General features: G+C 44.2%; 12 protein-coding genes and 1 tRNA gene. 4 read left to right on the forward strand and 9 right to left on the reverse strand.

The genetic code is table 11. The annotated features are described in order from the left end of the window. Positions 1–6: 6 nt before the first annotated feature. From HQR03_RS08480 to hemB, 3 genes are all read left to right on the forward strand, one after another. Positions 7–3,246: an efflux RND transporter permease subunit gene (locus HQR03_RS08480; protein ID WP_173239866.1), complete on the forward strand. Its 3,240-nt coding sequence runs from the start codon at positions 7–9 to the stop codon at positions 3,244–3,246. Next, complete coding sequence (locus tag HQR03_RS08485) at positions 3,243–5,099, forward strand: efflux transporter outer membrane subunit (protein WP_173239867.1); 1,857 nt, start codon at positions 3,243–3,245, stop codon at positions 5,097–5,099. Before HQR03_RS08480 ends, HQR03_RS08485 begins: the two co-directional genes overlap by 4 nt. A gap of 251 nt (positions 5,100–5,350) precedes the next feature. Then, positions 5,351–6,358, forward strand: a complete 1,008-nt coding sequence (gene hemB / locus HQR03_RS08490) for a porphobilinogen synthase (protein WP_025651763.1) — start codon at positions 5,351–5,353, stop codon at positions 6,356–6,358. A gap of 273 nt (positions 6,359–6,631) precedes the next feature. Here the strand turns inward: hemB and HQR03_RS08495 are convergent, their stop codons facing one another. The 3 genes from HQR03_RS08495 to HQR03_RS08505 all read right to left on the reverse strand — a co-directional run bounded on the left by HQR03_RS08495 (position 6,632) and on the right by HQR03_RS08505 (position 9,821). Next, positions 6,632–7,612 carry a glutathione S-transferase family protein gene (locus tag HQR03_RS08495; protein WP_173239868.1) on the reverse strand — a complete coding sequence of 327 codons (981 nt, stop codon included), beginning with the start codon at positions 7,610–7,612 and terminating at the stop codon, positions 6,632–6,634. A 260-nt stretch (positions 7,613–7,872) separates the two neighbouring features. Continuing rightward, entirely contained in the window at positions 7,873–8,766 is an 894-nt protein-coding gene (locus HQR03_RS08500) for an SMP-30/gluconolactonase/LRE family protein (protein ID WP_173239869.1), read from the reverse strand. A gap of 125 nt (positions 8,767–8,891) precedes the next feature. Further along, positions 8,892–9,821, reverse strand: a complete 930-nt coding sequence (locus HQR03_RS08505) for an iron-containing alcohol dehydrogenase (RefSeq protein WP_173239878.1) — start codon at positions 9,819–9,821, stop codon at positions 8,892–8,894. A 397-nt stretch (positions 9,822–10,218) separates the two neighbouring features. On the opposite strand from HQR03_RS08505, the gene HQR03_RS08510 reads away from it, so the two are divergent. Next, positions 10,219–10,295 (forward strand) — tRNA-Val (locus HQR03_RS08510). Positions 10,296–10,387: 92 nt separating this feature from the next. On the opposite strand, the gene HQR03_RS08515 is transcribed toward HQR03_RS08510, so the two are convergent. The 6 genes from HQR03_RS08515 to HQR03_RS08540 all read right to left on the reverse strand — a co-directional run bounded on the left by HQR03_RS08515 (position 10,388) and on the right by HQR03_RS08540 (position 14,420). Next, positions 10,388–11,602, reverse strand: coding sequence for an IS256 family transposase (locus HQR03_RS08515; protein WP_173239870.1), 1,215 nt, complete (start codon positions 11,600–11,602; stop codon positions 10,388–10,390). A 3-nt stretch (positions 11,603–11,605) separates the two neighbouring features. Further along, complete coding sequence (locus HQR03_RS08520) at positions 11,606–11,794, reverse strand: hypothetical protein (RefSeq protein ID WP_173239871.1); 189 nt, start codon at positions 11,792–11,794, stop codon at positions 11,606–11,608. A 68-nt stretch (positions 11,795–11,862) separates the two neighbouring features. After that, positions 11,863–12,426, reverse strand: a complete 564-nt coding sequence (locus tag HQR03_RS08525) for a hypothetical protein (protein WP_173239872.1) — start codon at positions 12,424–12,426, stop codon at positions 11,863–11,865. Positions 12,427–12,456: 30 nt separating this feature from the next. Then, complete coding sequence (locus tag HQR03_RS08530; RefSeq protein ID WP_336217850.1) at positions 12,457–13,284, reverse strand: phospholipase effector Tle1 domain-containing protein; 828 nt, start codon at positions 13,282–13,284, stop codon at positions 12,457–12,459. A 42-nt stretch (positions 13,285–13,326) separates the two neighbouring features. Next, the gene (locus tag HQR03_RS08535) at positions 13,327–13,893 is read right to left on the reverse strand and encodes a hypothetical protein (protein ID WP_173239874.1); all 567 of its coding nucleotides are present in this window, start codon (positions 13,891–13,893) and stop codon (positions 13,327–13,329) included. Positions 13,894–14,249: 356 nt separating this feature from the next. Next, a complete protein-coding gene (locus HQR03_RS08540) occupies positions 14,250–14,420 on the reverse strand; it encodes a hypothetical protein (RefSeq protein WP_173239875.1) in 171 nt (56 codons plus the stop codon). Positions 14,421–14,634: the final 214 nt, after the last annotated feature.

A 14,634-nucleotide genomic window follows, 5' to 3' on the forward strand; every position in this document is an offset into this window, starting at 1 on the left:
TATACTATGTCACGTTTTTTTATTAATCGCCCTATTTTTGCATGGGTTATGGCTATTTTGGTCATGCTCATCGGGGTGATATCGGTTATTAATCTACCGATCGAACAGTATCCACGTATTGCACCGCCGACTATTTCGGTCAGTGCAAGCTATCCTGGTGCTAACGCACAAACCGTCGAAAACTCAGTCGTACAGATCATTGAGCAACGTATGAAAGGCCTCGATGGTCTGATGTATATGTCGTCATCGAGCTCGTCAAATGGTAGCGCTTCAGTGACGCTTACCTTTGAAAACGGCACAGATCCTGACACAGCTCAAGTACAAGTACAGAACAAACTGCAAGCAGCGATGAGCTCCTTGCCTGAGTCTGTTCAGCGTCAAGGTGTCAACGTCAATAAATCGTCTAGCAGCTTTTTGATGGTGCAAGCATTTATTTCTGAAGATGGCACCATGGATCGGGCAGATATTGCCGATTATATTAACTCTAATGTCGTCGATTCGATCAGTCGTGTAGAGGGTGTGGGTGAAGTTCAAGTCTTTGGCTCTACCTATGCGATGCGTGTATGGCTTGACCCTTCACGCCTACGTAGCTATAACATGGTGCCCTCTGATGTGGTCAATGCGATACGAGCGCAGAACGCGCAAGTATCTGCCGGTCAGTTAGGTCAAGCACCTGCTGATACTGACCAACAGGTTATCAATGCTACGGTCACGGTGCAAAGCTATCTTCAAACGCCTGAAGAATTCCGAAACATTCTACTAAAAACAGATACCTCAGGCGCACAAGTGCGCTTAGGCGATGTGGCAGATGTCGAGATTGGCAGTGAAAACTATAGCGTTGTGTCTTTATACAATGGTCAAGAAGCAGCCGGTTTAGGTATTTCACTTGCTGGTGGCGCAAACGCCCTTGAGACTCGTGAAGCCGTCGGCGCACGTATGGCTGAGCTGGAAAAAAACTTCCCAATTGGTCTAGCCTCAGTCGTTCCGTATGACACCACACCCTTTGTACGCTTGTCTATCGAACAAGTCGTTATGACCCTCATTGAAGCGATTGTGTTGGTATTTATCGTTATGTTCATTTTCTTACAGAACTGGCGTGCCACCATTATCCCGACCCTTGCCGTACCTGTCGTACTCTTGGGTACCTTTGCAGTGTTGTATATTGCAGGCTTTAGTATCAACGTCTTGACCATGTTTGCTATGGTTCTCTCCATCGGTCTGCTGGTCGATGATGCGATTGTCGTGGTAGAGAACGTTGAGCGTATCTTGGAGGAAGACCCCGATATCTCTATCAAAGACGCGACCACTCAATCGATGGGGGAAATCAGTAAGATCGTTATTGGTATTGCCCTGATTTTATCAGCGGTATTCGTACCGATGGCGTTCTTTGGTGGCTCAACAGGTGTGATTTATCGCCAGTTCTCCATCACTTTGATTACCGCTATGGTACTCTCGGCATTGGTTGCCCTTGTCTTTACCCCTGCGCTATGCGTGACCTTACTAAAACGTGGCAAGAGCCATGAAAAGGGCAAGGACGAAAAGCAAAAAGGCTTCTTTGGCTGGTTTAACCGCTCGTTCTTTAAGCTTAGTCGTTCATACGAGGGCTTTGTTGGTAAAAGCATTCGTTTCAAATGGCTATATTTGATTGGTTATGCGGCCATTATCGGCGTCATGGTGGTGGTATTCTTACGTATTCCCGGCTCGTTTTTACCAGAAGAAGATCAGGGTATTATGTTTACCTTGGTTCAGCTTCCTGCCGGTTCGACATTAGATGAAACGCAAGAAGTGCTCGATAAAGTCAGAAACTATTACGACACTCAAGAAACCGATAACATTGCCTCTGTCTTTACCATTGCAGGCTTCAGCTTTGCTGGTCAAGGCCAAAACATGGGACTCGCATTCGTTCGCTTGTCAGATTGGGACAAGCGTTCCGGTGATGAAAATACGGCCCAAGCTGTTGCTGGTCGGGCAATGGGTTACTTCTTTACCCAGTTAAATGAAGCACAAGTTTTTGCGATTGTACCCCCAGCCATTACTGAGCTTGGTAATGCCAGTGGTTTTGATTTAATGATTCAAGATAATGGTAACCTTGGTCACGATGGCCTACTTGAAGCACGTAATATGCTCTTAGGTATGGCAGGACAGAATGATCAAGTCGCTGGTGTACGTCCAAACGGTCAAGAAGATTCACCGCAGTTAAAGGTGAACATCAACCAAGAGCAAGCCGCTGCTTATGGCTTGTCGCTAGGTAATATCAATAGCGTCATCTCGACCGCTTGGGGCTCAAGCTACGTCAATGACTTCATTGATCGTGGTCGTATTAAACGCGTCTTTGTTCAAGGTGAGGCAAGCAGCCGTACCAATCCTGATGACATTGGCAAATGGTATGTGCGAAATGACAGCAACGACATGATTTCGTTCGATGCCTTTTCGACCAGTGAATGGCAGTCAGGCTCACCGCGTCTGACCCGCTATAACAGCTTACCGTCGATGAATATTCAAGGTGCCGCCGCGCCCGGTCTAAGTACTGGTGAAGCGATGAGCTCGATGGAAGCGATGATCGAAAAGCTACCTGAGGGTATCAGTTACGAGTGGACAGGTATGTCATTGGAAGAGCAAAAGTCAGGTGCTCAAGCACCGATGCTTTACGCGCTTTCAATCTTAGTCGTATTCTTATGTCTAGCAGCTTTGTATGAAAGCTGGTCTATCCCCTTCTCTGTTCTATTGGTCATTCCACTTGGGGTACTCGGGGCAGTCATATTTACGTGGTTACGAGGCTTCGCCAACGATATCTACTTGCAAGTAGGTCTACTGACGGTGGTTGGTCTATCGGCTAAAAACGCCATCTTGATTATCGAGTTTGCTAAAGACCATCAAGAGGAAGGCTATAGTCTAAAAGATGCGGTCATGACGGCGGCACGCCAACGTCTGCGTCCAATTATCATGACCTCACTTGCCTTTGGTCTGGGTGTTGTGCCATTATTCTTGGCGAGCGGCCCAGGTTCAGGCAGTCAAAACGCCATCGGTACCAGTGTGGTTGGCGGTGTCGTAACGGCAACCTTGTTAGGCATCTTCTTTATCCCGATGTTCTACATTTGGGTACGCAGTGCGTTCCCGTACAAATATGCCAACAACAAGCCAAATGATAAAGGCGATGGCGGCGATGACAATGGTACGCCTGGTCCGCAGAACCCAACTCCCTCTGAGAGTTATCAGCCTGCAAGCTTTGGAGATAATACACAATGAGTTCACAACCTTTTACTACTAACTCAGCAGCGGTAGTCACAACTACTGCTCATGTGCGCCCAATGTCAGGCGAACAGGCAGCGCTGGTTGCTAGATTTGCGAGCCCAACTATTGCACGAGTGCGCAGAAATAGTGTTCGCTTAATCAGCTTAACGGCTTTAGCGATGAGCATGGCGGCTTGTAATACCATTCCAAAAGCCGATAGCCGTCCTGTACTTGCCGAGCCTAACATCCCTATCGAACAAAGCTACGGTGCCTTTGATAAGGAAACGGCCAGTAACGCAGCCCAGCCTAGTATTGCGGGACAACGCTGGCAGAACTTCTATAGTGATGAGCGCCTAAAAGGGCTAATTGCATTAGGATTAGAGAACAATAAAGACTTTGAGAGCGCACGCCTAGCTATCGAAAAAGCACGAGCGCAATATCAAATCACCGATATTAACGATCTGCCGACCATCAATGGTAGTGGTGGTTACACGCGCCAAGCACAGAACAGAACGGACAAAAACCCCAATAGTAGTTATAACGTCAACCTAGGGTTGGCCAACTATGAGCTGGATTTTTGGGGTAAGATTGCTAGTCTAAAAGACCAAGCTTTGCAAAATTTCTTGGCGACCACCGCAGCCAAAGATTCGACGCAGATCAGTCTGATCAGTAACATTGCCCAAAGCTATGCCAATCTAAGCTATAGCTTAGCGCAGCTTAAGTTGGCAGAAGCCACGGTTGAGAGTCGTGAACGATCGTTATTCATTGCGACCAAACGGTTTGAGGCAGGGATTGATCCTAGACTGCCTTCGTTGCAAGCCAGTGCTTCTTTAGAGAATGCTAAACTTGCCGTATTGCGGGCGCAGAGCAGTATCTTGACCTCGCGCAATGCCCTGCAATATTTGATTGGTGCGCCGATTCCTAACGAGCTGATTCCAACGCCTGCCGTTAGCAATATCACTAGCCAGAAAATCTTTAATGCTGGCCTACCAAGTGAGTTGTTGCGCTATCGTCCTGACGTCCTGCAAGCGGAATACAACCTAAAAGCCGCTGGTGCCAATATAGAAGTGGCACGTGCCTCTTACTTCCCCTCTATTAGCCTAGCGAGTAGTATTGGTGTCAGTAGCGGTAGCTTAGATGACTTATTCAAGAGCGGCGCTGTCGGCTGGTCATTCGGCCCAAGTATTAGTGTCCCAATCTTTGATGCAGGTCGTTTAGATGCAGAATATGATGTGGCCAGAATTGAACGTGAGCAAACGCTTGCCAACTATGAAGGCTCTATTCAAACGGCATTCCGTGAAGTCTCGGATGTACTAGCGACACGCGCCACCTTGGGTGAGCAGCTAGAAGCACAGTATCGTCTACAAGATAACTTTGAGCAGACTTATCAAATTGCCGATGCACGCTTTAAAGCCGGTATCTCAAACTATCTAGATGTACTCGATGCCCAGCGTTCGCTATTCTCGACCCAACAAGGAATTTTGGATCTAGAACTACAAAAACTCGTCAGCCAAATTGAGTTATACCAAGCGCTTGGTGGCGGTGCTAACCTTGATGTGCCAACGGTGATTCCTGTGCCGCAACACACCAACTTGGTGCAAGCGGTCAATTTCCCTGCGTATAGCAACAAAACCAAAGCAGCCAACGCGATTGATGCAGCTAGCTCTGCACGAGTAGCTTCTGTGCAAGAAGCTCAAGCGATTAAGCAGTCACAACCATCAGAAATCACTACCTTTAACCCCAGGGCTGTCGTTGATGTCAATAACGATGGCAAAACAGACGCGGCAGTGGGTGTGATTACTGAGGAGACGACTTTTAAAGAAGCTGGCGTTGAACAAGTTCCTGTGACTCAGATTAATGAGCCTTAGGCTATTCTGAAACCTTTGTTTGATGACGTTGCTTACGCATTACGTTGACAGTCGATAAATACAATCAGCCCTGCCGACTTGGTAGGGCTTTTTGCTTTCGCCAGCTGTCTTTGGTTATAGTAGTGGCACGATATGAGCAGCAAATATAGTCAGTGAAAAGTAATATCAATACATCACGCACTATATAACAAAATCTATTTTTAGTGATGTACAACAATAATGAGTAAAACAACCATAAGTAAGGAATGATTATGAGCTATACCTTTAACCGCCAATACCCTGCCACTCGCTTGCGCCGCTTGCGTTATAACGATAATGTGCGAGCGATGATTCGCGAAGTAGAGTTACATCCCAAGCATTTTATTGCCCCTGTGTTTGTACTAGAAGGCAACAACCAGCGCGAGACGATCGCCAGTATGCCGGGTGTCGAACGCTTGTCAATTGATTTGCTAATTGATTACGCCAAAGAACTGTTAGCAGAAGGGGTCACGACCCTTGATATCTTCCCTGTCATTGATAACGCCTTAAAAACACCTGATGGCAAATCAGCCTATGATGAAAATGGCCTCGCTGCGCGCGCAGTAACAGCCATCAAAGATGCATTGCCAGAAATGGTGGTGATGACCGATGTGGCCTTAGACCCTTACACCTCACACGGTCAAGATGGTCTGCTCGATGACAGCGGCTATGTCATGAACGATTCGACCATCGAAGTATTGGTCAAGCAAGCGCTTGTCCACGCTCGTGCTGGCGCTGATATTATCTCACCCAGCGATATGATGGATGGCCGTATCAAAGTCATGCGTGAGGCGCTTGAGTCAGAAGGCTTTGTCAATACAGCCATCATGGCTTACTCAGCCAAATACGCCTCCGCCTATTACGGCCCGTTCCGTGATGCCGTTGGTAGTGCTGGCAACTTAAAAGGTGGTCATAAAAAGCAATATCAAATGGACTTCGGCAATCGCGCTGAAGCTTTACACGAAGTCGCCATGGACATCAATGAAGGCGCTGATATGGTGATGATCAAACCCGGTCAGCCGTATTTAGACCTTATTCGTGAAGTCAAAGATACCTTTGGTGTACCGACATTTGCTTATCAGGTCTCTGGCGAATATGCCATGCACATGGCCGCCATTCAAAATGGCTGGTTAAGTGATGATGTTATCCTAGAATCTCTGATTGGCTTCCGCCGTGCTGGTGCTGATGGTATCTTGACTTATTTTGCGCTAGAGGCAGCACGCCAGCTAAACAATGCTTAAGCGCTGTTAGGTACCATTATGTAGGCTTAGACATTTTTAGCTCAAGCTCAAGCTCAAGCTCAAGCTCAAGAAAAATGATAAGCCGATTCAATGTCTTTTAACACAAAATCGCCCCAGCTGGCTTAAGTCAGCTGGGGCGATTTTTTTATGACCTTTCCGTAGCAGGTAAATGGCTTTTGCTCACGTTACTTGTCACTTAACGCAACAGTCAGCTATAGGCAAAATATCCTAAAAACGCGACAGTATTGCTGATATATCTGTATTACTTTTCAGTCACGATAGATGCTCACGATTTTGTGGTGTATTAAAATTAATAATAGGACCCACCGGTACGATACCAGTCGGGTTAATATTGGCATGACTGGTGTAATAATGCTGCTTAATATGCGTCATATTGACCGTTTCAGCAATACCTGGTACTTGGTATAAATCACGCAAATAGCCCCAGAGATTTGGGTAATCAACGATGCGGTGCAGATTACATTTGAAATGCCCAACATAAACGGCATCAAAACGTATCAAGGTCGTGAACAAGCGCCAGTCGGCTTCGGTTATCGTGCGCCCTACCAAGTAACGTTGATTTGCCAAACGCGCCTCTAAGGTATCTAGCGCAGCAAACAGCTCAGTCACTGCTTCTTCATAAGCCTCTTGCGTGCTTGCAAATCCTGATTTGTAGACACCATTATTAACCGCAGAATAAACAAAGGCATTAATCTCATCAATCTCTGCTAATAATTCTGACGGTAGAAAATTACTTGCTCGTGCGCCAACCTCATCGAAGGCTGAATTGAGCATACGAATGATTTCAGACGATTCATTGCTAACGATCGTTTTGGTTTTTTTATCCCATAATATTGGCACTGTCACGCGCCCGGTGTAGTCGGACTTTGCCGCGACATAGATCTCATAAGCATGGGTTGCATTGTTCAATGGATCGGCAATCACACCCTTACCCTCAGCAAACGTCCAGCCCTCCTCACCCATAAACGGATGAACGACAGACAGTGAAATCATGTCCTCTAAACCTTTGAGCTTACGATAAATCGTGGTGCGATGCGCCCATGGGCAAGCCAAAGAGACATAGAGATGGTAACGATCAGGCTCAGCTTTAAAGCCACCTACACCAGATGGACCTGCACGACCATCTGCCGTTATCCAATTCCTAAATCCAGCATCTTCGCGCTGAAAGCGACCACCGCTAGCTTTGGTGTCATACCATTGATCTTGCCATTGACCATCGACTAACAAGCCCATATCAAACTCCTAATTACCTGTATTTTTATGACTATGCTCATTTAAAAACTACCCCAATAACTGCCGCTTATACCGACTTCATTATGGGATAAACATTTTTAACGTAAACCAGTCTATTCATAGTAAAACATCAACCCTATTGAGGCACAACAAAAAATGATGCAAGTTATATTGCATCATTCTAGTCTGTTTTAATTCTAGTAGTTCTGACAGCAAAAAGCTGTTGTAGCATAGTACATGCGCCAACAGCTCAGCAGATATTAGGCTGCACCAACCGCTACTTTAGTCATCCAAATCTCTCCCTCACGCGCTTGAGTACGTTTATGCTCTTCAAAATCTGGTGCCACACATAAGAACAAGGTCTTGCCATCTACGCCGCCCAATTCACAAGCGAACGTACCTACATTAAAGGGTGATAAATCAATGGTCTCTACGATTTTGTTATCTTTGACTCGCACTGCTTGCTGACCCAAGCAGTCTGATATCCATACCGCTCCTTCAGCATCGATACACGCGCCATCTGGAGCAACCACTGAAGCCTGCGCATAATCACCGAAGTTAGGTCCGGTAGCAAGGGGGCCAAATACCGCCCAGTCTTTGCGCTCGCCAAGGGTACCATCGTCTTGAATAGCAAAGGCGGACACTCTATTACCGAAAGATTCGTTGATAATTAAGGTGCGTTTATCCGGCGTTCTGACCGTGCCATTAGGAAAGTATAATTCATCTGCGACGACTTTTAGCGTGCCATCGATATCAATCATAATCAGACAAGCAGTATCCATATCGCCGCCGTTCATCAAGTCAAAACCAAAGTTGCCCACATAGCAGCGACCGTGGTCATCGACGTACATATCGTTGCAATAGCCTTTGGCAATACTAGATAAGTCTGCGTACTCTTCTAGACTGCCATCTTCTTTAATTTTCATGACTTTTTTGTCTTTCATAGACACCACCAACAAGGTATCATTTGGTAGCCAGCCCAAGCCAGAGGGTTGATTGGGTACTTCGGCAATGGTCGTTACCGTGCCATCCAAATCTATCGAGTATACGCACTTGGTATAAAAATCTGATATCCAAAGCTTACCATCCCGCCATCGTGGGGCCTCGGTATAGGTAAAACCTGTGGCTAGCGTAGTGAATTCACGTTGACTCATAAAGAGTACTCCTTGTGGTTGATGAGGCTGATAAGGTAAGCGGCCTTGCTTACTCAAAGGTCTAACTGATCAAAAGTGTCATTAATCAAAGGTATATCGGTTTAAGGGTTGAAATAGATAAGAAGCTATAGGACACTCTGGTACATCTGCCGTACCTCTTCTATGCTCATATCACGCGGGTTTGTAGCGATCAGCCGAGCAATTTTTTCTACCACTTCGGTCGCCATCGGTAATAAATCAGCTTCCGTCACTCCCACTTCACTTAGCCTCGTAGGCAAGCCACTTTTGTTTAAATAGCCTTCTATCTCATCGACGGACGCATGCGCCGCTGCTTGCTCATCTGCGAACTGACGCTGCGGCATAATGACACTGGCAAGCTCAGCATAATGGCGACTTGCGGCCTCGATATTAAAACGAAAGACTGGCCCCATCACTAAGGCATTAGAATGACCATGGGGCACATGAAACTTGGCACCCAACGGATAAGATAAGCCATGCACCGCTGCGACCGACGCATTGACAAAGGCCATGCCCGCTAAGGTTGAGCCTAACAACATGTTTTCCCGCGCTGTTATATCGTTGCCGTCCTCTAGCACCGTCATAAAGTTTTGCGTTAAAAGCTGTAGACCTTTGACTGCGAGGGCATCAGATATGGGGTTTTTCTTGGTACGGCTGGTATAGGCTTCGATACAATGCACCATCGCATCCAATGCTGGGGCAGCCGTTACATGTCTTGGCATGCCCAAGGTAAGCGCAGCATCGAGCAGTGCTATATCAGGCAACAATTTAGAAGAATAAATGGCTTTTTTGTCGCCTTTATCACCAGTCAACACCGAGACAAAGGTCATCTCTGAGCCAGTACCTGCCGTGGTCGGAATAGCAATAAGGGGCAATCGAGTGCCTGTTGCTTGCTCGTTACCCACCATGTCATCTAACGACTGGGTCGAATGAATAGCGAGCGCAACGATTTTTGCAGTATCCATCGAGCTGCCACCCCCAAGCCCTATCACCACAGTTGCGTCCGACTCTTTGCCAATTTTGGCGGCTTGCCGAATCCGCCTGACTTACAAACGATTTTCGGAGTGGTTAAAAACGTTAAATCTACCATTGAACATTCCTTGTTCTATTACGAAACTTTATGCAGTCATTAAAATAAGTACGGCGCATATCACCACAGTCTATCGGCTGTGGTTGTACAACAAAAACCTCAAAAATAGAGCGCTTCAGTGCAACGCATAGAAAATACTGCTGAGTTGATAATGCCACATATCATAGGAAATGACTGCTTATTTTGTGCTCATTTACTCAATAAAACTGGCTAATATCATTCAAATAAAGCTATATTGGACTAAGTCACGACAGACAATAGCTCGCTATTAAAATAATAACTTAACATTGTTATAAAAAAGACTTGCAAAGTCTGAAAAACTTGCTAAAATGCTCAACCTAAATAGGCGTATAGCTCAGTTGGTTAGAGCGCTACCTTGACATGGTAGAGGTCGTTGGTTCGAATCCGATTACGCCTACCAGATTCGAAAAGCCCCAATCTTAAGATTGGGGCTTTTTTTGTCTGTAATATAGGGTCTGTAGGAGACCATCCCAGATTCTGTGTAACTGCCCTTTAGATTAAATGCTTACTAATACGATCATCAAACATAATCATAAAGCGATTTAAAGCAGACGTCCAGTTACGGATGGGCATCGACCACTTTTTAGACGCCTGCTGGGTTGCCAGATATACTATCTTGAATGCTGCCTGATCAGAGGGGAACACCTTACGCTTATTCACCGCTGTCCGAATCACACTGTTTAGCGACTCTATCGCATTGGTGGTATAAATCACTTTTCTGATGTCTTTCGGATACTCAAAGAACACCGTTAAGCCCTCCCAGTTATTGCGCCAAGACTTAACCACGTGCGGGTATTTCTCGCCCCACACCTCATCAAAGTGCTCAAGATTGGCCTCTGCCATCTCAAGCGTATCAGCGCCATAGATGGCCTTTAAATCAGCCGCTACGGCCTTCTTATCCGTCCATGGTACAAACTTCATGGAGTAACGCACCATATGCACGATACACAGCTGAACCTGAGCGTTGGGATAAACCGTATTGATGGCATCAGGGAAGCCCTTTAGACCGTCAACACAAGCGATTAAGATGTCTTGTACGCCACGGTCTTGTAGCTCAGTGAGAACGCCCAGCCAGAACTTAGCGCCCTCATTCTCTGATAACCACATACCAAGCAGCTCTTTTTTACCGTTAAGAGCAACACCTAGCGCTAGATAGATAGCCTTGTTGATGATCTGCTTGTCTTGACGTATCTTCACGACGATGCAGTCCAAATAGACGATAGGATAAACACTGCTTAACGGCCGGTTCTGCCAAGCGGTGATGTCGTCTAAGATATTATCGGTGACTCTTGAAACTAAGCTACTGGAGATATCGACATCGTAGAGCTCTTTAATGCTCTCTACGATCTCAGTGGTGGTTTGACCCTTGGCGTAAAGGAATATGATCTTGTCATCAAGACCTGAGATACGGGTTTGATGCTTACTGACCAGCACAGGCTCAAAGCTGCCACCGCGGTCTCTTGGGGTGGATATCTCAAGATCGCCTGTGTCACTGCGGACGGTCTTTTTAGTGTGGCCGTTGCGCTTATTGGGCTTGTCTGCCTTCTCATGTTTAGGGTAGCCGAGATGCTCTTCCATCTCAGCCTCTAAGGCAGTATCAATAAAGGATTGCATGAGCTGCTTTTGGAAGTCTTTGATGTCATCAAAGCTGTTCATGCTACCAGCCATTTGCTCGGCTAGTTTTTTAATGTCAGATTGAGTAGTCATTGCTTATTCTCCTGTTAGTGGATTATAAGCAGTTACACAGTTTTTAGGAAACTCCCTTAATTTTTTGTCATTTTTGTTCCCTGCTTCTATTACATTTTCATATATAGAACGTTTGGCGAATTGATAACGGTTTTCATTCATAGCTACTGCATGAATGACGCTTTTAAACGTATCGTCTATAGATAATTCCATATAAAACAAAGCCAGACACATAACATGTCTGGCTTATAAAATCTACGTAAACGGTTATTAATTCAATTTTAGCGATAAGCCTCAACATTATTAATATAGCCATACTGCGCATCATTACGAAGCGTCACCTTGCCACTGGCATCAATGTCTAAAAATACCATCATACTTTTTCTAGCAACGATTTTCGGCGTAAAAGGGGTATTATCAGGTTTCTTTCTATTTTTTACCTCTGCCATAATCTGCTTCGGATAAATGGTATAAGTCTCCCATGCACTAGCAGGCAGAGAATTACCAAATCTTATCATATGGGGTTTAGAAGGCTTTGGAATCTGATCATAAGGCTTCCATTTAGCATATTGAATCTCTACTTTCTGTGGTGGAGATCTACCAAAATCACATTGCCCACCCCAATAAATATATTTTTCTGTGCCAGATCTATCATCACTACATTTACCTGATAATTCAGGCGTCATTTTTACAATGAACGTAGGATCTTCTCTAGCTAGAATTTTATCCTGCGTTAGATCTATAGTGAATGATGTATCTCCAACTCCCACTAGATTTGTTGCAAGACAACCTGATAATATCACCAAAGTTATGAAACTTCCTGAAATTAACTTTAAATATTTCATCATTTACTCCTAACTTATCGAATATAATGTTTAAATATTTTTGCATGTGCTTTGTTCGGAAGGTAATCTTAAATCTATAGTCACACTTGTTGATAAACTTAAACCATAATGACAATTGACCCAGTTCAAATAGTCAGTGATGCGGATTATCTTACCTTTTTCTTTAGTATCAATTAGAATATCATAACCTTCGCTTTTACCTTTTTGTTTAAGCTCTTTGTACTTATTCATCTTACTATTAAATTGAAATGGATGAGATGCTACCATACCTTTTAAACTACCATCTCTAAACGCCTCACCTGTTGCCAAAAATTCTTCCGTTTGCTTTTTGATAATATCAAATCGTTTATAATCAGGGTTTTCAAAATTGTCTTTGATATATTCCCATGAGAGTTCCAGATGATCTTGTGTTTTAAAGATACTGGCTTCTTTATAACCTTTTGACGCATCATTTGCCCAACGGAACTCGCTACCTGGAGTAAATACTTTAAAGCGAGCAACGCTATCATGGACAACAGGATCATTGACCTGATTATATTTTTCTCTATTTATGATAGAGTCATCAACTTTTATTCCTGCTTCTTTGGCATGCTTAACTATCCACATTAGCGCTGCATTGGATAAGTCGCCTTCGGCATAACCACCACCGATGTCAGAGTGTGCTCCCATAAATCCCTTTTCTAGGCGGAAGTTGCCATCACTGTTAGTCATATTATTGTTTAAAGTTGCGTCTACATGATCGTTATAAATAGAACGCCGAGAGAACTGATAACGGTTTTCATTCATTGCCACAGCGTGTAAGACACTTTTGAAAGTGTTATCGACGCTATAGCCAATACCAAAAAAAGCCAGACATATTTCATATCTGGCTTCCTCAAAGAATGCGTCGTACGGTGTAGCTTATTTAACTGCGTCTGTGTTATTAGTATAGCCATATTGAGTATTATCACTGATACTAACGCTACCATCTGCATTAATCTCTAAATAAACAAGAATGCTCTTTCTAGCAATTGCTTTAGGTACTAATAGAGGATTATATTTTGGATCCTGACCTTGCTTAACCTCCGCCATAATTTTCTTTGGATAGAGCGTATACGTTTGCCACGCACTGGCTGGTAGAGAATCACCAAACGCAATCATATGTGGTTTTGATGGTTTAGGAATTTGATAGTATGGTTTCCATTTAGCATACTCTATGACTACCTTATCAGGTTTGTACCCTCCAAAGTCGCACTGACCACTCCAATATATATAACGTTCTGTACCGTCTAAATCATTATCACATTTACCAGAAAGCTGTGGGGTCATTCTTACGATAAACATGGGGTCTTCTCTATCCATGATCTTCTTTTGTGATAGATCCACTACAAGCTCTGTACCCCCGACGCCTAATACGCTAGAAGCTGCACAACTCGATAACGCTATTAGCGATGTAACGCTAGCTAACAATAAATTTATAGCTTTCATAATGTATCCTTATTGTTTAAATATAATCTACTATCATCAAGCGCTACATTTATTTTGTTCGATAGGTAGTCTAGGGCGTGTCTTCAATTCACTCGATAGTCATCTAAATGGGCTAAAAATGGCTAAATCTTGCCAAATATCGTCAAATAGCTTGTTAATATCCCGATATTATCTACGCTATTTTTCTTGTTTGACGGCAATTTATCTCATTTTTATCGCCATTTCTGAAATGAAGACACGCCCTAGTATCATAGTTAATAGTTGTAGATAAACTGATATCATAAATTACGGCAAAAAAGCCAGACATACACGGTATCTGGCTTATAAAGATTCTGTACGGGGTTATAAATCTAATTCTATCGATAAGCCTCTGTATTATTTGTATATCCGTATACCGTATCATCACCTATACTCACACTTCCATCAGGATTAATCTCTAGATAAAAAAGAATAAGTTTTTTAGCAACAACCTTAGGAACCAAAGCAGGTGTATATTCAGGGTTTTTAGCTTGTTCAACCTCCGCCATAATTTTCTTTGGATAGAGCGTATAAGTCTGCCATGCACTAGCTGGTAGAGAATCACCAAACGCAATCATATGAGGTTTTGATGGTTTAGGAATTTGATAGTATCGGAGTTTTTCAAGCTAGTTGTCACCATCAAGCCCAATTAAGCAGCTTGTAATCTCATCTTTTCTGGCTCTTTTGCAGGATTCAATGTCGTCGGACCCACAGGCTCACAAT

This window comes from Psychrobacter okhotskensis (assembly GCF_013248965.1).
GTDB lineage: Bacteria > Pseudomonadota > Gammaproteobacteria > Pseudomonadales > Moraxellaceae > Psychrobacter > Psychrobacter okhotskensis.

Excerpts from the sequence above, each read along its gene's own strand:
- HQR03_RS08540 (WP_173239875.1), bottom strand. The coding sequence starts at position 14,420 with ATGGCGGAGGTTGAACAAGCTAAAAACCCTGAATATACACCTGCTTTG.
- HQR03_RS08495 (WP_173239868.1), bottom strand. The coding sequence starts at position 7,612 with ATGGGCTTGTTAGTCGATGGTCAATGGCAAGATCAATGGTATGACACC.
- HQR03_RS08535 (WP_173239874.1), bottom strand. The coding sequence starts at position 13,893 with ATGAAAGCTATAAATTTATTGTTAGCTAGCGTTACATCGCTAATAGCG.
- HQR03_RS08500 (WP_173239869.1), bottom strand. The coding sequence starts at position 8,766 with ATGAGTCAACGTGAATTCACTACGCTAGCCACAGGTTTTACCTATACC.
- HQR03_RS08485 (WP_173239867.1), top strand. The coding sequence starts at position 3,243 with ATGAGTTCACAACCTTTTACTACTAACTCAGCAGCGGTAGTCACAACT.
- HQR03_RS08525 (WP_173239872.1), bottom strand. The coding sequence starts at position 12,426 with ATGAAATATTTAAAGTTAATTTCAGGAAGTTTCATAACTTTGGTGATA.
- HQR03_RS08520 (WP_173239871.1), bottom strand. The coding sequence starts at position 11,794 with ATGGAATTATCTATAGACGATACGTTTAAAAGCGTCATTCATGCAGTA.
- HQR03_RS08515 (WP_173239870.1), bottom strand. The coding sequence starts at position 11,602 with ATGACTACTCAATCTGACATTAAAAAACTAGCCGAGCAAATGGCTGGT.
- HQR03_RS08480 (WP_173239866.1), top strand. The coding sequence starts at position 7 with ATGTCACGTTTTTTTATTAATCGCCCTATTTTTGCATGGGTTATGGCT.
- hemB (WP_025651763.1), top strand. The coding sequence starts at position 5,351 with ATGAGCTATACCTTTAACCGCCAATACCCTGCCACTCGCTTGCGCCGC.